The sequence below is a fragment of the Tessaracoccus bendigoensis DSM 12906 genome (assembly GCF_900141915.1).
GTDB classification, from domain to species: Bacteria; Actinomycetota; Actinomycetes; order Propionibacteriales; family Propionibacteriaceae; genus Arachnia; species Arachnia bendigoensis.
The window spans coordinates 1-19,785 of record NZ_FQZG01000079.1; the positions used below are offsets into that span (position 1 = coordinate 1).

Annotated in this window: 12 protein-coding genes and 1 pseudogene; 6 read left to right on the top strand and 7 right to left on the bottom strand. The window is 66.8% G+C overall.

Annotation, left to right across the window (positions count from 1 at the left end):
* Positions 1-2,931 (bottom strand): AAA family ATPase (locus BUC15_RS16090; RefSeq protein WP_175558379.1); only part of this gene is annotated, 2,931 nt, incomplete at its 3' end.
* A gap of 223 nt (positions 2,932-3,154) precedes the next feature.
* Between BUC15_RS16090 and BUC15_RS16095 the strand changes: the two genes are divergently transcribed.
* Both BUC15_RS16095 and BUC15_RS16100 read left to right on the top strand, forming a co-directional pair.
* Positions 3,155-4,282 (top strand): carboxylate-amine ligase, encoded by a 1,128-nt coding sequence (locus BUC15_RS16095; protein WP_073190221.1) that lies wholly within the window; start codon positions 3,155-3,157, stop codon positions 4,280-4,282.
* Positions 4,279-5,016 carry a glutamine amidotransferase gene (locus BUC15_RS16100; protein ID WP_073190223.1) on the top strand — a complete coding sequence of 246 codons (738 nt, stop codon included), beginning with the start codon at positions 4,279-4,281 and terminating at the stop codon, positions 5,014-5,016. The genes BUC15_RS16095 and BUC15_RS16100 overlap by 4 nt, the downstream gene beginning before the upstream one ends.
* On the opposite strand, the pseudogene BUC15_RS16105 reads toward BUC15_RS16100, so the two are convergent.
* Positions 5,017-6,315 (bottom strand): annotated as a pseudogene (locus BUC15_RS16105) (RNA polymerase sigma factor); the annotation flags it as partial.
* Positions 6,316-6,582: 267 nt separating this feature from the next.
* On the opposite strand from BUC15_RS16105, the gene BUC15_RS16110 reads away from it, so the two are divergent.
* Both BUC15_RS16110 and BUC15_RS16115 read left to right on the top strand, forming a co-directional pair.
* Positions 6,583-7,515: a sigma-70 family RNA polymerase sigma factor gene (locus BUC15_RS16110; RefSeq protein ID WP_073190231.1), complete on the top strand. Its 933-nt coding sequence runs from the start codon at positions 6,583-6,585 to the stop codon at positions 7,513-7,515.
* Between the two features lie 243 nt (positions 7,516-7,758).
* Entirely contained in the window at positions 7,759-10,614 is a 2,856-nt protein-coding gene (locus BUC15_RS16115; protein ID WP_073190224.1) for a LamG-like jellyroll fold domain-containing protein, read from the top strand.
* 57 nt (positions 10,615-10,671) lie between these two features.
* Here BUC15_RS16115 and BUC15_RS16120 read toward each other — a convergent pair whose 3' ends face one another.
* From BUC15_RS16120 to BUC15_RS16140, 5 genes are all read right to left on the bottom strand, one after another.
* Entirely contained in the window at positions 10,672-11,511 is an 840-nt protein-coding gene (locus tag BUC15_RS16120; protein WP_073190225.1) for an acyl-CoA thioesterase, read from the bottom strand.
* 19 nt (positions 11,512-11,530) lie between these two features.
* Positions 11,531-15,328: an ATP-dependent RNA helicase HrpA gene (gene hrpA / locus BUC15_RS16125; RefSeq protein WP_073190226.1), complete on the bottom strand. Its 3,798-nt coding sequence runs from the start codon at positions 15,326-15,328 to the stop codon at positions 11,531-11,533.
* Positions 15,325-16,254: a universal stress protein gene (locus BUC15_RS16130; RefSeq protein ID WP_073190227.1), complete on the bottom strand. Its 930-nt coding sequence runs from the start codon at positions 16,252-16,254 to the stop codon at positions 15,325-15,327. Before BUC15_RS16130 ends, hrpA begins: the two co-directional genes overlap by 4 nt.
* 3 nt (positions 16,255-16,257) lie before the next feature.
* A complete protein-coding gene (locus tag BUC15_RS16135; protein WP_073190228.1) occupies positions 16,258-16,668 on the bottom strand; it encodes a pyridoxamine 5'-phosphate oxidase family protein in 411 nt (136 codons plus the stop codon).
* An 82-nt stretch (positions 16,669-16,750) separates the two neighbouring features.
* Positions 16,751-17,647 (bottom strand): T3SS (YopN, CesT) and YbjN peptide-binding chaperone 1, encoded by an 897-nt coding sequence (locus BUC15_RS16140; RefSeq protein WP_073190229.1) that lies wholly within the window; start codon positions 17,645-17,647, stop codon positions 16,751-16,753.
* A gap of 120 nt (positions 17,648-17,767) precedes the next feature.
* Between BUC15_RS16140 and BUC15_RS16145 the strand changes: the two genes are divergently transcribed.
* On the top strand, positions 17,768-18,961 hold the full coding sequence (locus BUC15_RS16145; protein ID WP_073190230.1) for a TIGR04053 family radical SAM/SPASM domain-containing protein: 1,194 nt from the start codon (positions 17,768-17,770) through the stop codon (positions 18,959-18,961).
* A 2-nt stretch (positions 18,962-18,963) separates the two neighbouring features.
* A complete protein-coding gene (locus BUC15_RS16150) occupies positions 18,964-19,701 on the top strand; it encodes a cobalt-precorrin-6A reductase (RefSeq protein WP_245788016.1) in 738 nt (245 codons plus the stop codon).
* Positions 19,702-19,785: the final 84 nt, after the last annotated feature.

Genomic DNA, 19,785 nt, shown 5'->3' on the forward strand with positions numbered 1-19,785 from the left:
GATCCGCAGCGCCTCAACCACCTGCCCCTGCTGAGTGAGGATGTCAGCGATCTTGCCCATCGTGACCGCCCGCGACCGGGTATCCCCAATCTGCTCAAAGGTGGTGCTTGCGCCGCGGAGCAGGGCCATCGCGGAATCCACTTTGCCGCGGGTGGCGAGATCGTCTGCCCTGGTTGCATCGAGTCCTGCCCGCGCTCCGAGGTCTTCTCCTGGCCCGGGTTCTTGGCTGATCTCGTTCAGGTGTCGGCGTGCCTCCGCATCGCCGATGCGAGTGGCGATCTCGGAGGCTCGTCGAAGGAGTATCAGGTCCGGAGCCACACCGGTGCGGAGGGCGAGGTCGAGTGCGGCGACGCTGACGGCCAGGGCCGCACAAGCTGCCACCGCGGTCCCCAAGTTGTCGAACAGGTAATTTACAGTGGCCAACGCCGCGGATTGTGACCTGGCCGCGTCGCCCGCGAGCAGGGCAAGCCGGGTTGCCTCCAGCGAACGTGCATCAACCGGCCAACGCGTTGAGGATGGGTGGCACCATGCGCTGGCGAGATGGGTCATCGCCGCCTCGGCGAGCAGGACGGTGTCCTGCGCGCCGAGTTGTTCGACCAGCGGGCGGGCCAGCGGGTTGACGGCGACCCCCTCGCCTCCCAGCCCGATCCTGTCGCTGTAGGAATCGACCAGCCCCAGTGACACCAGACGCTGCACGGCCCTCCCCGGATCGCTGACCCCGGCTCTGGCCGCCAGGGCCTGAGCCACCGACAGGGGAACCGGAATCTCCCCAAGGGGGAGCCGCTCGAGCGCGGCTGCATCGACCTCTGCAGGCCAGGCGCCAGAGCCGATCAGCAGTAGCGTGCGGAGGGCCTCCGCCTCATCGTCGGTCAGTGCTTGCCGGTAACGTTCGAACGCCATCCGCCGGAAGAAGTCGACGGTTGAGTTACTGGATACCTGGTCGGTGACACCGGCGGTGTCCTCGCAATGGACGTAGGCTTCGATGCTCTCGATCGCCGCGACGGCCGCGTCGATCTCACCGGTCAGGATGCGCGTGGTCAACAGGTTCTGCAGACCTGGGTTGCCCCTCGCCGCCGCCATCGCCCGCGCCGTCACCTCGTCGCATGTCAACGCAGCCACTGCCCGCATGGTTGCGTCGGCCGGTCGTCGAGCCAGTAGCGCTGCGTGGAGTTGCTTGTCCTGCTGGCGTGCGTTGAACGGAGTCAACGCAACCCTCACCAACCGGGAGGCCAGGTCGCGGCCCCTGGAATCCAGCGCCTCGAAGTCGTAGCGCGTGGTGAACAGCAACCGCGATCGTCCCCGCTCCCCGAAGGCCCGGATCAGGGACACTATCGCGGATCGCCAACCGTGGTCCTGACGCACCGGCACCAGTTGTTGCCCGGGCGATGGAATCTCCAGCGCCTGCTCCAAGTCGTCCACCACGAGAAGTATCGGGTGGCTCCGCAGCGCATTGTCGAGGATGTCCTCGACGGCATCGGCGAGCAGCTCATCGTCTCCTGCGATGCGCTGTCTCCACTTCTCCGAGACATCCCGGCGGCTGTCGGCAGGCACGGCAGCAACGATCCGGTCGAACACCGCCAGAGGATCGTAATCGTCGACGATGACAACTGTCCTGAGGTCCGGCAGGCGCGAGGCGATCCGCGCCGCGAGGCTCGACTTGCCGAGGTTGCCCATCCCATGAATCACCACACCGGGAGCCGAGTCGGCCCGGAATGCCCGCAGCACCTGCTGCAGCTCTCGGCGTCTGCCGACGAACTCCTCCGGGCTCGCGACCGGCACCCGCTGGTTCTTCACATCAAGGAACGCCTGAACACCGGCATTCCGGGCGAAGCGGCGCCGCTCACCGGTCCTCACGCACAGCGGACCCCCGCCGCCCGCTCCCACCCAGACGCGGGCAAGGTGCCAATGGGCGCCCGACGCCGGATCGGCCAGATGCTTCCGCAGCAGTTCCCTGCGGGCAACCGCCGCGGCGAAGGCAGGAGGCTCGAAACGCGACAAGCCATCGTAGAGCGACGATGAGAAGGCAATGGCGTCATGGTCATAGACCGAACCGTCCCAGCCAAGGACCGCAGGCACCGCACGCACCAGCGCCCGAGCGAAAGACTCCACGGCGCTGCCGTCGGCCTCCGCAGTCCGGCAGGCAGAGAGGAACACCAGCCCCGGCACTCGATCTGCCCACGCCCCAGCCAGATCGGCTGGGGACACGAACTCAACTGCCCCCACCGCGGACTCGAGCACCAGAGCCGGTCCAGGTTGGGCACCGAAACGGGAGAGCGGGGCCGCCTCGTCGGGCTTCAGCACGGTCCCATGACATGAAAGATGCAGAACCTCGAACAGTTCCTCGCCGGACAACCGGTCGCGCAGGAACTCCACACAGCCGCTCTCCTCGACCGCCATGTTCAAGGCGGTGGGGCGGCTCGCCGCCAGGATCGCTGCCTCCTCGGCCTCGTAGTCCAGATCCGAAATCCGCAGGCCCGAGCCGGCCGCATCCGGCGAGGCCGCCATGAACAACACCGACAGGTCACAATGCTCGGCCGGGACCGGTGCGCATTGCCGACCGATCCGGCGCCAAACAACGAACGGCTGGACCCCGTCGGCGGCCAGGAATCCCTGCCCGGTCGCGAGCAACTCCCATGGCAGCGCCAAAACCCGCTGCTGGTCGGCCGTCTCCGGGGAGTCGCCGACAATCTCCAGCTCACGCGCCCCGGGATGGGCAAGCCAATGTGCCGCCCAGCCTGTGGAATCCAGCCAACGCAGCATCTCCTGGCCGATGGCGAGCAGCCCGTCGGGGCGGCCACTACCCACCGCGTAACGGTAGCCGTCGATCCAACTCTTCCATCGGAGCCTGATTTCGTCCGTGACGGCCAACTCGGCCTCGGACGTTCCAGCCAGGCGAACGCGCGAACCGATCACATGGACAAGGCCAACCATCCAAACCACCCCCATCGGCAACCTTCAACACATCCTGCCAGCTACGCGCCCTGCCGGCAGCCGGTACAGGCCGGTTCGAGGACGGGGCGGCCACGACCATGACCGACACACAAGCCACGCCGGATCGGTGGCTCCATTCACCGGCTCGACGTCCGCTTCTTGGAGTCCACACCGGCCGGGGATGTGGCGTTGTTAAAGTGCATCCAGTTCATCTGGAGGGGCCATGAAGATCAAGTTCGGGCGGTCGCGCCAATCCAGCGTCGGCATCGAATGGGAACTGGCCGTGGTCGACGCCGGGACCCTCGAGCAGGTCCCCGGTGCGGAGGTGCTGCTCAGCACCGTCGACGACCCGACCGATGGGCCGATCCGCCGCGAGTACCTCACCTCGATGATCGAGCTGGTCTCCGGGGTACACCAGAGCGTCCCGTCCGCGATCGCCGAGATGCGTGGCCTGCTGGAGCATTCGCTGTCGATCCTCGAACCGCACGGCCTCACCCTGCTGGGCGCCGGGGCCCACCCGTTCGGCGACCCGAAGGAACAGTCCCCCGGCGACAAGCCGCAGTACCGGCGCGTCACCGAACGCAACGCCTGGTGGGGCCGCCGGATGGCGATCAACGGCCTGCACATCCATACCGGCATCGACGCCCGTGAGAAGGCGCTTCCCATCGTCTACGGCATCGCCCGCTTCACTCCGTACTTCATAGCTTTGTCCGCATCCTCCCCGTTCTGGATGGGCGAGGACACCAAGTTCGCCTCACAGCGCACGATGATGTTCCAGCAGTTGCCGACCAACGGCCTGCCTTACCACATGGCCGACTGGGACGAGTTGGAGCGGTACGCATCCCAGTTGGAGGGGGTCGGCATGATCCAGAGCCCCTCGGAGATCCGCTGGGATGTGCGTCCATCGACCTGGGGAACGGTCGAGAACCGGATCATGGACTCGGTGCCGAGCCTCATGGAGGTGGGGGCGTTGTGCGCCTTCAGCCAGTGCCTGGTCGAACGGATGTCACGGGCGCTGGCGGTCGGTGAGCCGATCGACCGACTGCCGTACTGGTTCATGCGCGAGAACAAGTGGCGCGCCGCACGCTACGGGCTGGCGGCCGATGTGATCACCACCCGCAAAGAGGAATACCTGATCCACGTCCACGACGGGATCATCAGGTGGGTGGAAGAGCTTCGCGACATCGCAGACGAGCTCGGCTGCCCCGAGCAGTTGGAAGACGTGCGTCGGCTCGTCGAGGGCGGACCCAGCTATCTGAGGCAGCGCCGGGCAGGCGATGCGGTCTCGGGGGCGCGCCTGCTCGTCGACGAATTGCGCTCAGCCACCCCGAAGTTCAAGGAAGTCGAATGAAGCCGTTCCTGCTCCTCAGCACCCGCCCGGAGGACGAGGCCACCGAGGGTGAACGGGAGGCGGTCGTCCGCCTTGGGCGCCTCGCCGACGACGACCTCGTGCAGGTGCGCGTAGAGGCGGCCCCACTCCCACCTATCAACCTCGACGACTACACCGGCGTCTTCCTTGGCGGAGGCCCGTTCAACGCCAGCGATACCGACAAGTCGGGCCTGCAACTCCGGGTCGAGGCCGACCTGGGTCGCGTCCTCGATGAGGTGATCCAACGCGACTTCCCCCTGCTGGGTCTCTGCTACGGCATCGGGGCGGTGTCCAGCCGGCTGGGCGGCATCGTGGACCGGACCTACGGCGAACCGGTCAGCGTCGCAGACGTCACCCTCACACCGGAGGGCGAGGGCGACCCCCTGTTTGAGGGGGTTCCCTCAAGGTTGGGCGCGTTCGTCGGGCACAAGGAGGCGTCCAGGGAACTGGCCCCCGGCGCGGTGCTCCTGGCCAGCGGCGACGTCTGCCCCGTCCAGGCGTTCAGGGTCGGGGATTTCGTGTACGCGACGCAGTTCCACCCGGAACTCGACCGGGTGGGGATGGCTTCCCGCATCCGGATCTACAAGGAGGAAGGCTACTTCGACCCGTCGGAGACCCAGGAACTGGTGAGCTTCGCAGAATCGGCGACAATCACTCCCGAGGTACACCGCATCCTCAGCAACTTCGTCGGCCTGGCGCGCCGACGCACCGCCTGATCAGTCGAGGTAGTCGCGAAGCACCTGTGAACGGGACGGGTGCCGCAGCTTCGACATCGTCTTGGATTCGATCTGGCGGATCCGCTCGCGCGTTACGCCGTAGACCTTACCGATCTCGTCCAGCGTCTTCGGCTGGCCGTCAGTCAGGCCGAACCGCATGCTGACGACGCCTGCCTCGCGCTCGCTCAGCGTGTCCAGGACGTCGTTGAGCTGTTCCTGCAGCAGGGTGAAGTTGACCGCATCGGCAGGCACGACCGCCTCGGAGTCCTCGATCAGGTCGCCGAACTCGGAGTCGCCGTCCTCACCGAGCGGGGTGTGCAGCGAGATGGGCTCGCGGCCGTACTTCTGGACCTCGACGACCTTCTCGGGCGTCATGTCCAGCTCGACCGCCAACTCCTCCGGGGTTGGTTCGCGACCGAGATCCTGCAGCATCTGCCGCTGGACCCTGGCCAGCTTGTTGATCACTTCGACCATGTGGACGGGGATGCGGATCGTGCGGGCCTGGTCGGCCATCGCGCGGGTGATCGCCTGCTTGATCCACCAGGTGGCATACGTGGAGAACTTGTAGCCCTTGGTGTAGTCGAACTTCTCGACCGCACGGATCAGGCCGAGGTTGCCCTCCTGGATCAGGTCTAGGAAGAGCATGCCGCGGCCCGTGTAGCGCTTGGCGAGCGAGACCACGAGCCGGAGGTTGGCCTCGAGAAGGTGGTTCTTAGCCCGGTGCCCGTCGTCCGAGATCCACTCGAAGTCCTCCAGGTCGGCCGCGGCCACTCCATCGGTGGAGCCGATCCGTTCCTCCGCGAAGAGGCCGGCCTCGATCCGCTTGGCGAGTTCGACCTCCTGCACGGCATTCAGCAGCGCGACCTTGCCGATCTGCTTCAGGTAGTCCTTGACCGGGTCGGCCGTGGCACCCGCAGAGACCACCTGCTGTTCCGGCTCATCGGCGTCGTCGGAGTCGGAGAGCGCGAACCCTTCGTCCTCGGAGGTCAGTTCCTTCTCGAGCGGCGCTTCCTTGGCCTCTTCGAACTTGGAATCGTCGACCTCGTCCAGCGAGCGCTTCTTACCCCCGAGCGTGAGCACGACATCGTCGCCTTCGCGCTTGAACTGCACCTCCACCTCACCGGTGGAAGCTTGGGCGATCGTCGGCCCGGCGGCCTTCGCTGGCGCCTTCTTGGCACGAGTCGAGGTGGCCCCCGTCGTTCTCGTCCTGCGCGTCGCTGCCTTGGGCGCGGCGGCGCTGTCTTCGGCAGTACTACGACGGGTGCGGGGTGCCTTGCCGGTGCCTTCAGCGTTCTGCGTCACGGTTGTCCTCTCGAGCCAGACGGCTGATTTTTGCGCATGCGCCGCCCCGTATCAGTCAAGGGTTACGCGTCGTCCATTCTGGCACGCGATGCCCCGGTACTCAAACACGAAATCCCTCAGGGTCTACCCCTACCAGGGTCGGGGTGCGGCTTCCGAAGCGTCAGACCTGGGGATGAGTTCGCCCACAGCGTGTAACAAAGTGGAACTTGGGGTACTGGCTGTGCGTTGTAGTAGATGACGACTGGCGAAAGGTCCGATCTGATCATGAATACTTCTACACGTATGCGTAACTCTGATGGCATTGACGGCAAGGACGCGGTGGGGCTCTACCTCGACGCCATCGCAAAGACCCCCCTACTCACCGCCCTGGGCGAAGTGGAACTCGCGCGGAGCATCGAAGCCGGGCTCTACGCCCAGAAGGTCCTCGATGGCGAGGCTACCTCGTCGGTCAAAGCCACCGACGACGAACTGCGGGAGGTCGCCGCAGAAGGCGAACGTGCCATGCAGCAGTTCGTGCAGGCCAACCTGCGCCTCGTGGTCTCTGTGGCCCGCAAGTACGGTCGCGCGCAGATGCCGCTGCTCGACCTGGTCCAGGAAGGCAACACGGGCCTGATCCGCGCGGTCGAGAAGTTCGACTACGCAAAGGGCTTCAAGTTCTCCACCTATGCGACCTGGTGGGTGCGGCAGGCGATCTCCCGCGGCATCGCGCAGCAGGGACGCATCGTGCGCCTCCCCGTGCATGTGGCCGAACAGGTCAACCAGGTCTCGGCGGTGCGCCGCAACCTCGAACGCCAACTGGGCCGCGAACCCGAACTCATCGAGATCGCCGAGGAACTCGGGCTGGAGGAATCCAGGATCGTGGATCTGCTGCGCTACTCGCGTGACCACGTCTCGCTCGACGCACCGGTCGAGGCCGACGGCGACACCGCACTCGGCGACCTGATCGCCCGCGAAACGGCACCGGGCCCGGACGAGATGGTGCTCGACGCCGAAGAGCGGGCCAGGCTCGACGACATGCTCTCCAGCCTGGACGAACGCTCCCAGGACGTGGTTCGTCGCCGCTACGGGCTCCTCGACGGTCGCCAGGCCAAGCTCGCCGACATCGGCACCCACTGGGGCATCACCGCGGAACGGGTGCGCCAGATCGAGCGGCAGGCTCTTGCCACCATGCGCGCCCGCGAAGGTGTTGCCGCCTGACGCGCTGACCGGCCAAGACCCGCGCTCCCCGCATCCTTGCGGGGGGCGCGGGTCTTTTGCTGTCCGATCGGCGACGGCTGGACCATCTCACAAGACGTCCACCCATTGCGCCTCGGACGAGGGCGTGCAATGATCTCGTTTACAACGTTGTAGATGAAATCCCAGGTGCCTGCGACTCAACTATCCCGCAGGCCAAGCTCACGCCTTGCACAGATGCAAGCTCCAAAGAAGGAGTCTCCAGCCATGCCATCATCGACCAAGGGCCTGAGGGTACTGCTCTCCCTCGGCCTCAGTCTCGCGCTGCTGGGCGGAGGGTCCGCGGCCTTGTCGCCCGCCACCCAGGTCGCCGCTGCCGCTCCTCCCCAGTTCCAGGACGCCACGGTCCACGACCCCGACCACATCGAGGTCGACGGCGTCCACTACGTCTTCGGCTCCCACCTCCAGGTGGCTTCGAGCTGGGACCTGATGGCCTGGGACCAGGTGGCCGAGGGAGTGAACGCGGAGAACCCCTTGTTCAACGATGTCACGCAGGAACTCGCCGAGGCTCTTGAATGGGCCCAGACCGACACGTTGTGGGCCCCGGACGTCCGGCAACTCCCGGATGGCAGGTTCGCGATGTGGTACAACGCCTGCAAGGGTGACTCCCCCCGCTCAGCCATGGGGCTGGCGGTGGCCGACGAAGTCACCGGGCCGTATGTGGACCAGGGGATCTTCCTCCGCTCAGGCATGTGGGGCGAGACGAGCGAGGATGGCACCATCTACGACGCCACCGTCCACCCGAACGTCGTCGATCCGGACGTGTTCGTCGATGAGGATGGCCGCTGGTGGATGGTCTACGGCAGCTATTCGGGCGGCATCTTCATCCTGGAACTCGACCCCGCCACAGGATTTCCTCTCCCCGACCAGGGCTACGGCAAGCATCTCTGGGGCGGTAACCACGCCAGGATCGAGGGCCCGGCCATCCACTTCGACGCGGCCACCGGCTTCTACTACCTGTTGGTAACCTACGGCGGCCTCGACTCAACAGGCGGGTACAACATCCGCGTCGCCCGCTCCACGACTCCCGACGGCCCCTACCTCGACCGCGAGGGCCGCGACATGGCCACGGTGAAGGCCGACCCGACCCTGCCGCTGTTCGATGACGCAAGCATCGAGAACACCGCCGTGAAACTGATGGGCAACTACGAGTTCGGACGGGTTCCGGGCGATCCCGGAACCGGCCGCGGCACCGGCTACGTGTCCCCAGGCGGAAGTACCACCTTCACCGACGACGCGACCGGCAACCAATACCTCATCTTCCACACCCGGTTCCCCGGCCAGGGAGAGACCCACCAGATCCGCGTGCACCAGTTCTTTTTCGACGCCGACGGCTGGCCCGTCGTTTCCCCTCTCCGATACGGCGGCGATGCCCTCAACTCGGTTGACGAAGCCAGGATGGAAGGCGACTGGGCGATCGTGGACCACGCTCCACGGACGATCGGCACCGACATCCATGAGGCTTCCGTTGCCACGTTCTCCAGCGATGGGAGCGTGTCAGGGGCGCTGACCGGATCGTGGAGCACGCCAAGCGCCGACATCGTCAGGGTCAGCGTAGAGGGCTCGGACTCGGACCTGACGCTCACCCGGCAGTTCGATCAGAACACCGGCGATTGGGAATGGACGTTTACCGGGCTGACCGGACGGCAGGCCGCCTTGTGGGGGGTCAAGATCGAGCAGGTCGCACCGGGCGAGGCGGTTCAACGCGTGATCGCCGACCTCACCCTCCCGGCGAGCACCGTGGCCGATCTCACCCTCCCCACCCTCGGGACCCAGGGCTCCGGCATCGCGTGGACCAGTTCCCACCCGGAGATCATCGCAACCGACGGCACCGTGACCAGGCCGGATTCCGGACAGGTCGACGCTCACGTCACCCTCACGGCGAAGGTGACCAACCCACCGGCGAGCGCCGAGGTCAGCTTCGAGGTGGTGGTTCCGGCTCGTGCAGACGGCACGCTGTTGGCGACCTACTCATTCGACGGCGACCTCACAGAGGCATCCGGTGGCACCTCGGGCATCGTCAGCGGCCCCAGGATCGGCACCGAAGGCGGTCAGATCACCTTCATCGACGGGGTCGTCGGGCAGGCCGCGGCATTCGATGGCGCCTCGGGCATCAGGCTGCCGGAAGGGCTCATCTCCGGTTCGACATGGTCGGTCGCCCTGTGGATCAACCCCACGGTGACGACGCAATACACCACCGCCTTTTTCGCGGCCAGGACCCAGGACTCCTGGGTAAGCCTCCTTCCGCAGGGCCATGACGGTGTCCAAGGGCAGTCGATGCTCTGGTCCGGTTCCCAGTGGTACGACGCCCCACTCGGCTCCCGGATCCCCGCCGGCGCATGGAGCCACCTCGCGTTCACCGTGGACTCCGGCCGCCTCACCGCCTGGCTGAACGGTGCCAGGGTCTTCGAAGGCACCGGATTCCCTGACGTGCTGACCACCACCGACGGTGTCTTCAGCCTTGGTGTGAACTGGTGGGACACCCCCTTCCAAGGTGCCATCGACGAGCTGCGCGTCTACAACGCGGCGCTGACCGACGCCGAAGTGGCGGGGCTGGCCGATCCGAACCAGCCGACGCCCACCCCCACACCCACGCCGACTCCCACACCGACCCCCACGCCCACGCCGTCCCCGAGCCCGTCGCAGTCGGCCCCGCCCGGAGACGTGGACATCTACGCGACCCCCGGCTTCCATGAGTCGGGAGGACGGCGCTGGATGACCGTCTGCGAGCCCTATTCTGCGACCGAACGCTGCTGGACCTTCATCTGGGCCACCCAGATCCATCAGGGGTCCGGTTCCTTCGTGGCGGTCAACGGTTGGGCCTTCAACAACCTCACCTACCTTGCGGCTCCGAGGTCGCTGTGGAGCGGCAACCCGCTGGCTGAGCCCGGTGGCTGGACCGCTTCTGACGGTCGTCAGTGGCGAACCGAGTGCGAGACCCCGACGACGGGACGAAACGGTTGCCGCAGCTGGGCCATGGCCAAGGTGATCGAGGCGACCGGCTCCGGCTACCGTCAGACATCCAAGTGGGTGTTCAACAACATCGTCCGGTTCTCGGGCTGACCTTTCGATCCGGCCTTCCCTGGGTGGGCGTGGGATGCTCCCCGCGCCCGCCGTCAATCAGTCGAGGACGCGGATCAGGCCCTCCTGCGCACAAGAGGCGACGGCGGCACCGTCCTGGAACAGCCTGCCCATGGCAAAGCCGCGGGCGTTGGAGGCCGACGGCGAGATCATGTCGTAGAGCAGCCAGCGGTCGACGTGTGTGCGACGGTGGAACCACATCGCGTGGTCGATCGAGGCGGCCTGCATCTTGGGCGAGAGGAACTCCACCTCGTGCGGCACGGTCGTGACGCTGAGCAGCGTCATGTCGCTCAGGTAGGCGAGCACGGCGGTGTTGAGCAGCGCGTCGTCTGGCATCTCCTCCTTGGTCCTGACCCAGGCCCGCATGCTTCCGCCGTGCCTGGTCGGTTCCGGCCGCGACGCGAGACGTACCTCGAGCGCGTCCCATTCGGAAATCAGCGCGACTCCGGTCCCGAAGCGCCGACCCAGCACTTCCGCCAGTTCGGGGGAAGCCTCGGGAGGGGCGACATCTGTCGGGGCGACCGCCGAGTGGTCGAGGCCGACTTCCGGAACTTGAAAGGACGTGGTCATCTCGAAGATCACCCGTTGCCCCTGGCGTGCCAGGACGCGCCGGTTGCTGAACGTCCGGCCGTCGCGCATCACCTCGACATCGAAATCCAGCGCGGTATCCGTCGCACCGGGGCGGAGGAAATAGGCGTTCAGGGAGTGGGGAATGCGACCCGGCTCGACGGTACGGGCAGCGGCGATCAGGGTCTGGCCGAGCACCTGCCCTCCGAAGAGCCGCTGCATCAAGGTGCGCGGTTGCGGCCCGCGGAACGTCTGGTCTCCCGTCTGCTCAAGCTCGAACAGGGAGAGGAGTTCGGTCACGTCTTTCGGCACCGGCCAATCCTGCCACGGATCAGGCCTGCCGGATGGCCTGCCTGATCCGCTTGGCCGAGATCGGCACCGACGTGCGCAGCTGTTGAGCGAAGATGCTGACCCGGAACTCCTCGATCAGGAACGCGATCTCCTCGATCTTGGGGCTGAGTGCCCCCGGTGGCTGCGCGTCGACGACGGCCTCATACAGATCCTCCACCTCGTCGATCTGGGCCTGGAGTGACGCGTCCCTGGCCGGGTTCGTGGCCGCGGCCTCCAGACGGAGCACGGCGGCCCGGGCATAGCGTGGGAGGTGACCGAACCAGGGGTCGGGCGTCGCCGAGATGAACCGGTTGAAGAAGAGGTTTTCGAGTTGCACACCGACGTCGCGGCCCGCCGGGGTTGCTCCCGTCCCGATCAGAACGCGGGCCCGTGCGACCGCGGCCAGCGCGTGGGCTGCGGTGTTGACGACCTCGAGGGTCCGCCCGGGGCATTCCTGACGCACGGCCAACGCCACCCGCTGGTACGAGGCCTCGTCTCGGACCTCGACGATCGGGCCCTGTTCCGCGGCCAACTGTTCCCCCGCCTTGAGCCAGGCATCGGCCAACAGCGATGGCACGTTCGGGTAGGCGGAATCGGCCAGCGAGAGCTTCTCGACCCGGCCCATGTGTGCGACGACCCACTTGACCGGCTCAGGATTCGTCAACGTCAGCAACCGTCGGACGCCGTGGACGTGTGAGCGTGCCGCCTTGGACGGATCGTCTTGCACCACGACCCCTACCGTGACACCTTCATCGACCAGGGAGGGGTAGCCCACCACCCCCTTGGCGACGCTGCTCTGAGTGGGGATGGTCCCGAACGTCCAGGACCGTTGCCCCGTGGAAACGAGCCCCCCAGCCGATCGGGTGAGCTTTTCGGCGACCTTGGGGGACAACCTCTGCGCCAGCGCATCGAGGTCGGTGCCGCGGGCAATCTCGCGCCCGTTGTCGATGATCACAAAGGTCGGGCGCAGGTGGGGGCTGAGCTTCTCCGGCTGGAAATCGGAGCCGACGACGCGGGTGCCAGTCAACATCGTCAGGGCGCGTCCCAGGGCGTCCGGGAATGACCCGGAGCCTTCTTCTCCGTTCAACTTGTCGAGGGCCCGGAGCGCGTAGTCGGGCGCGGGCACGAAGCTGGTGCGAAGGGCCTTGGGGAGGGTGCGGATCAGCTCGACCGTCAACTCGCGGCGCAGGCCCGGCACCTGCCAACTGAACGTGGCCCCGTCCAACTGGTTGAGCAACTCCAGCCGCACCGTGACCGTGACGCCGTCAGATCCTGCCCCCGGCTCGTAGACGTAGCTGACGGGCAGCCGGTGCTGGCCCACCTCCCACCGGTCGGGGAAGTCGGATGGTTTGAGTTGGCCTGGATTGACGACGACATCGTCGAAGGTGAGCCGCGGCCATTCCTCCTGTGGCGTTCGGCGCAGCCACTTGTCGAAGGTGGCGCCGGAGACCACGTCAGTGGGCACCCGCGCGTCGAACCAGGCATAAAGGGCGTCGTCGGAGATGAACAGGTCGGGTCGGCGCATCCGGTCGGTGGTCAACTCCCCCTCCCTCAGCGTCGCCCGGTTGGCCGCGACGACCTTGTTCCTGGTCTCCCACTCCCCTTCCACCATCGCGCTGCGGATGAAGATCTCCCGCGCTTCGACGGGGTGACCGGCCGCATAGTCGGTGGGTCGACCGGCGACGATCGGGACACCGAACAGGCTGAGCTTCTCCGACGCCTGCACCGAGGCCGATCTGGACGACCAGTGCGGCTCGGACACGGTCCGGGTGAGGACGTGCCCCCCGACCTGTTCAACCATCCCCGGGGTAATCGCGGCGCCGGTGCGGGCCCAGAGCCGTGAGGTCTCGACCAGTTCGAAGGCCATCACCAGGGGCGGGGTGGACTTCGAGAGTGAAGAGCCGGGCTGCAGCGCGAACCGGGCGCCGCGTGCCCCCTGATACTCGGTGAGCGGACGACGCTTGCCAGGCTGCCGCTTGGCGCGCTCCTGTTCGGCCAGGCCGACATTGGAGAGGAGCCCGCTGAGCAGGCTGGTCAGCACCTCGGGCATGGTGCCGCGGCCACTCGTGTCGAGATCGAGTTCGCGGGTCGCCTCCTTCAGCTGGGAGACCAGATCCTCCCATTCCCGGAACCGCACGAAGCTGAGGTATTCGGATCGGCACAGGCGTCGGAAGGCGCTGCTGCCCAGCTCACGACGCCGGGTGCGAAGATAGGTCCACATGTTCAGCAGGACCTCGAAGTCGCCACCCTCTGGAGCGGACTGCTTCTGCTCGGCCTCCGGCCGGGTTCCGGTGTGGGCGGTGTGCCGTTTCGGTCGCTCAACCTTCTGCTCCCTGACGGGTTCGCTGCCCGGCACACCGCTCCAGAATCGGCGGTGCGACTCGTCCGCCTGTGCCTGGAAGTCGGCGGGCCGCTCGCGCACGTCGGGCACCGTCAGCCCGGCCACCAGCACCAGGACGGTCGCCAGGCAGTCGCGCTTGGCGCCCTCGATCAGCATTCTTCCGAGCCTCGGGTCGACCGGCATCCGGGCCAGCATGCGTCCGGTTCGGGTGAGACGGAGAAGGTCGTGCCGCTTGCGCGGGTGGATCGCGCCCAATTCGCTGAGCACCCGCACGCCGTCGTTGATATGCGAGATGACGGGAGCCTCGACGAAGGGGAAGGCCTCGATGTCGCCCAGCCCGGCCTGCGCCATCAAAAGGATGACGGTGGCCAGGTTGGTGCGCAGGATCTCCGGGTCGGAGAACTCGGGGCGCGACAGGAAATCCTCCTCCGAATAGAGCCGGATGGCCACCCCGGGGCCGACACGGCCACAGCGGCCGGAGCGTTGGTTGGCAGAAGCCTGTGAGATGGGTTCGATGGGCAGCCGCTGCACCTTGGTGCGCGCCGAGTAGCGCGAGATGCGCGCGGTACCGGCGTCGATCACGTAGCGGATCCGAGGCACGGTGATCGAGGTCTCCGCGACGTTCGTGGCCAGCACGATCCGACGCCGGGCCTGGGGCGCGAACACCCGCTGCTGGTCTGCGGCCGAGAGCCGGGCGAACAGCGGCAGCACCTCAAGCCCCGTTCCCAGACCCTCGATCGCGTCGGCCGTGTCCCGGATCTCACGCTCCCCACTGAGGAACACAAGGATGTCGCCCGTCGACGACGAGGTGACGATCTCCTCGACCGAGGACGTGACCGCGTCGATCTCATCCTCTCCCGCCTGCGGATCGCGGTAGAGAACCTCGACGGGGAAGGTGCGCCCAGACACCTCCACCACCGGGGCGCCGTCGAAGTGCTCGGAGAACCGGGCGGTGTCGATGGTCGCGGAGGTCACGATGACTCGGAGGTCGGGACGCTTCGGCAGCAACTGCTTCAGGTACCCGAGCAGGAAGTCGATGTTCAGGCTGCGTTCGTGAGCCTCGTCGATGATGATCGTGTCGTACCGGCTGAGCATCCTGTCGTGCGTCAACTCTGACAACAGGATGCCGTCGGTCATCACCTTGATCCTGGTGGCGGCCGACACCTTCCGGGTGAATCGCACCTGGTAGCCGACGAAGTCGCCCAGCTCGACCCCACACTCTGCCGCGATGCGTTGCGCCACCGTGCGCGCCGCAATGCGCCGCGGTTGGGTGTGCGCCATCCTCTCCCGGCCCGCGAGCAGACAGATCTTCGGCAGCTGGGTGGTCTTCCCGGACCCGGTCTCACCCGCGACGATCACCACCTGGTTGTCGCGGATGAGCCTGGCAATCGTTACTGACTCCGTCGCGATCGGCAGCGACGGATCGACCTGGATGTTGGGTGTGGCGCTTCCCGTCATCCGTGAATTATGTACAGCGGGCACTCGGCGTGGGCCATCAGACCACGCATCAGCCCGCCGAGCCCGAACCCGGGGATGGTGGGCTGACCGAGGCCGAGCACCAACATGTCGTACTTTGCGCTGCGGCTCACCAGTTCGTTGATGGGCGTGCCCGTCACCACATTGACTTGGTATTCCACCTCGGGGAAGTCCTTGGCCGTCTCCCGCGCGATCGCCTCGATGCCCCCAGTGGCGAACCGGATCTGCTCGTCGAGTTCCGTGGGGCTCAGACGGCGGGCGAACAGGCCGACCGGCGGCTGGACCACGTGTACGATGTCGAGTCGCCCGCCGAGCAGTTTCGCCTGACGGAACCCGGCCTTGAGGGTGTGCTCGGACCCGGGCGAGGACTGAAGACCGACCCCGACCAGACCCTTCGAGCCGACCTTGTCAGGGTGCGCGGCGGCGGAGATGAGCACCACGGGGCAGGCGGAGTTTGCGACGACGGACACCGACGTCGATCCCACGAACATCCGTTCGAGGCCGGACGCGGCACGCCTGCCGACCACCACGAGATCTGCGACCTCACTCAGCCGGGCCATGACACCACCGGGCGAACCCATCACGACCTCGGTCTTGATCCGATACTCTTCCAGCCCCAATTCGAGGGCGACGTCCTTGGCCTGCTCATTGGCCGTGACGCCGGCCGACTGCAGGACCTCGGGGTCGTAGACGACCCCCCAGGCCCCAGCCATCAGGGTGTCGTCGACCGCGTTGACGAGCATCAACTCGCCGCCGTGCACCATGGCCGCGTTCGTGCCGAAGCGCACGGCGCGAAGTGCATCGTCGCTGCCGTCGACGCCGACAACCACGAGAGGGACGTGGGCCGGGGTCGCCGACGCGCTCTCCTGTTCAGAGTTGTTGTTCTGCCTGTCGTTGGGCTCGGTCATGACTCAGCTCCTTTTCGTTCCGGACATCACACGCCCGGTTATGGCACCTGCGGTTACCGCGATCCAGACGGGACGGCTCCCGGCCAGCCAGCTGACCTGGCCTTCCTTCTCGGCTTCAGCCGAGCGGGTGAGGCCCTGGACCTGCACCGACCAGCCGACGACCGATTCCCCGTCGATGTCGTCGGCCTGGAAGGCGACCTCGGTCGGTTCGACGAGACGGGCGAGGCTGCCGCCGTCGGCAGTCTGGAAGACGATGGTCTGACCGTGGAGCCGGAAGTTGACGGGGACGATGGATATTCCGTTGTCACCCTGCCAGGCGATCCTGCCCACCTCTGCTTCGCTGAGAAGCGCCCAGCACTCGTCCGCCTCGATCTTCGAGAAGTAGGTCACGTGCTGCCCCGGGTCACTCGTCATACGCTCAGACTATCTCCAACCGCGGCTTCGCCCCAGCCCTACGGGGCGCGGGCGGGGGTTGCGTCGAACGGTGAGCGGTGCTTCAGGATGCCTGGAACGTGGTGCGGCCGCCGAGGCGGTGTGCCAGTTCGTCGTCGATCGCGTCGGCGATCTGGCTGAGCGCCCTCAGCGCCTGGAAGAGGTGGGCTGGCACGAACGGCTGCGCGGGCACCGACAACTGGACGAACACGCGGTCGCGGTGCAACGAGAACCGTCCGAAACGGGACTCCACATTGAGGTCGTTGAGCACCTCACAAGCCCGGGAGCGACCGCTCACGTCGTGGACGAGAGGGGAGAACAGCACTAGTTCCGCCGCGTCGGCCGTCGAGCGGAGGAACACGACGGTCGAACCGACCCTGATGGCGACGTCGCCCTGCTCGTTGCGCAGCGGTGGGTGCCCGAACTTGCGACGCAGCACCCCGTCAACCAGTTGGTCGAGCTCGGCTTGGCTGGCGGTGCGGACGGAGACCTCATCCTTGCCCAGTTTCCGCGCTTCGAGCGGTGGCCAACTGCTCTGGCCCTTCAGGATCTCGGCCAATTGATCGGGCTCGAGGAAGATCGGGTGCAGCACGCAGAACACGTCGACGAGGGTGTCGGTGGCGAGCCGGGCCAGCGAGGCCGACGATTCCTGATCCTCAAAGGTGTGGAACTGGGTGATCTCGGCGGTCGGTTCGGACCAGCCGAGGTCGCTCAACAGCTTGGCTTCCTCGGCGCTGGGGTGCCCGTCCTGTGACCCGGTGACGAACCCGCCGAGCCGCTGCGGAGCGACCATCGAGAACCTGATCCCCGCCATCGGCCTGCCCTCAGCCGCGGGAGCTATGGAGATGGTCAGGTCGGCGGTCGCGTCCATGACTGAGAGCACCTCGTCGAGTCTGCGTGAGAACTCGTCCCACGCCTCCTTCTGGGTGCTGTCAAAATCGAAGTCCTGATAGTCGCTCATTCCACCACCTCCGCAACCCGACCCTAGTACAGGTTCGGTTGGCAGCAGCGGTGTGGCGACCCCAAACCCGACCCCCGCCCCTGGGCCCGGGAGTGACACTACGGCCAGTAGTATCGGCTCGTGAGCACCGTCGAGCACCCACACGCCGCCCGGCGCGGCGTCGTCCGGACCCTGCACCATTCCCCCGACGAGAGACCGCACGTCCTTGTCTGGGAGGTCACCCGTGCCTGCCAACTCGCCTGTCGCCACTGCAGAGCGGACGCGTTCACCCGAGCCGACCCCCGGCAACTGACCACGGACGAGGGCAAGGCGCTCCTCGACGACTTCGCGGCCTACGGCACCCCTCGTCCGATCGTGATCCTCTCCGGTGGGGACGCGTTCGAGCGCGACGATCTGGAGGAGCTGATCAGCTACGGCACGTCGATCGGGCTGCCGATGGCGCTGTCGCCATCGGTCACCCCGCTGCTGACCGACGAGCGTCTGGGTTCCGTTCGCGAGGCGGGCGTCAAGGCGTTCAGCATCTCGCTCGACGGGGCCACGGCAGAGACCCATGACTCGTTCCGTGGGATCGACGGCACGTTCACGGACTCCCTGGAAGCCGCTGACCTGGTGGTCAAGCACGGTTTCCGGTTCCAGGTCAACACCACGATTTGCCGCAACAACCTACGGGAGTTGCCGAGCATCCTGAAGACCGTCAAGGGCATGGGGGCCGGCATGTGGTACGTGTTGTTCCTGGTGCCGATGGGTCGCGGCTCGAACCTCGAGCCCCTCGACCCGGACGAGATGGAGGACGTGTTGCACTGGCTGCATGACGTTTCCGACCGTATCGCCGTCAAGGTGACCGAGGCCCCGAACTACCGCAGGGTTGCCCTGCAACGCGACGACGCCCGCTCCGCGGGACTCCCGATGCCTGAAACCGGGGAACTGCACGCCTGGCTGACCGCAGAGACCGAGAGGCTGCTCGGCCCGGTCACGGATCGCCGACCCTCTCGTCCGCCGATCGGAGTGAACTCGGGTCGCGGCTTCGCGTTCGTCGACCACATCGGCGATGTCTACCCGTCGGGCTTCCTGCCTCACCGGTGCGGTTCGGTGAAGGAGCAGCCGTTCCACGAGATCTACGCCGGGTCGCCGATGATGAAGGCGTTGCGCGACCCGTCGGGGTACTCCGGCAAGTGCGGCGTGTGCGAGTTCAACTGGATCTGCGGCGGGTCGAGGGCAAGGGCACAGGCGATGCTCGGCGACCCGCTCGCCAGCGACCCGACCTGCGTCTACCAGCCCGAGGCGCTGCGGGCCGAGGCGAATTCGGAGGCGTAGGGGTGACCGGCCCGGTGCTCATCCTCGGGGGGACGGCGGAGGGCCGTCGTCTCGGCGAAGCGCTCCGACGGGTCGGGGTCCCGAACGTGTACTCACTCGCTGGGCGCACCGACAACCCTGTCACCGTCGGCGAGGTGCGCACCGGAGGTTTCGGCGGGGTCGACGGTCTCATCGGGTTCCTGCGTGACGGTGGGATTTCGGCGGTCATCGACGCGACGCACCCGTTCGCCGTCACTATGAGCCGGAATGCGGTGCAGGCCTGCAGGTCGGCCGGGGTGCAGCTGATCCGGTTGGAAAGACCCAGTTGGGGCTCTCATGTCGATGCGCCGCGCTGGGACTGGGTCGACGACCACGCTGCCGCGGCTGCTGCCGTCCGCGGCGCGCGCGTGCTGCTCACCGTCGGCAGGCAGCACACCCTCGACTACTCCCCTGCCCTCGATGACCGGTTCGTCCTCGCAAGGGTCGCCGAACCCCCTGACGCATCGCTGCCGGAAGGTTGGGAACTGTTGGCGGTCAAAGGCCCCTTCACGTTGGAGGGTGAGCGGGACCTGTTCAGGCGCAACCGCATCGACGCCCTGGTGACCAAGGATTCTGGCGGCTCGCACACGTCGGCGAAACTGCTTGTGGCGGCGGAGGTGGGGGCGCAGGTCGTGGTGGTACGTCGGGCGCCGCAGGAGCCTGGGGTCGAGACGGCGGCGAGCGTCGAGGAGGCGCTGTCGTTGCTGGCGGTCGAGGACTGAGCGGCGGTTGAGCCGCCGTCGGAGCCCCGTCAGCTGGACCCAGATTTGAGCAGGATTTGCAACTCATTGAAGCAACGACGGTGT

Bases quoted from the DNA above. Each gene is read 5' to 3' on its own strand.
- BUC15_RS16100 (WP_073190223.1), top strand. From the start codon at position 4,279: ATGAAGCCGTTCCTGCTCCTCAGCACCCGCCCGGAGGACGAGGCCACC.
- BUC15_RS16110 (WP_073190231.1), top strand. From the start codon at position 6,583: ATGAATACTTCTACACGTATGCGTAACTCTGATGGCATTGACGGCAAG.
- BUC15_RS16130 (WP_073190227.1), bottom strand. From the start codon at position 16,254: ATGACCGAGCCCAACGACAGGCAGAACAACAACTCTGAACAGGAGAGC.
- BUC15_RS16140 (WP_073190229.1), bottom strand. From the start codon at position 17,647: ATGAGCGACTATCAGGACTTCGATTTTGACAGCACCCAGAAGGAGGCG.
- BUC15_RS16135 (WP_073190228.1), bottom strand. From the start codon at position 16,668: ATGACGAGTGACCCGGGGCAGCACGTGACCTACTTCTCGAAGATCGAG.
- hrpA (WP_073190226.1), bottom strand. From the start codon at position 15,328: ATGACGGGAAGCGCCACACCCAACATCCAGGTCGATCCGTCGCTGCCG.
- BUC15_RS16095 (WP_073190221.1), top strand. From the start codon at position 3,155: ATGAAGATCAAGTTCGGGCGGTCGCGCCAATCCAGCGTCGGCATCGAA.
- BUC15_RS16115 (WP_073190224.1), top strand. From the start codon at position 7,759: ATGCCATCATCGACCAAGGGCCTGAGGGTACTGCTCTCCCTCGGCCTC.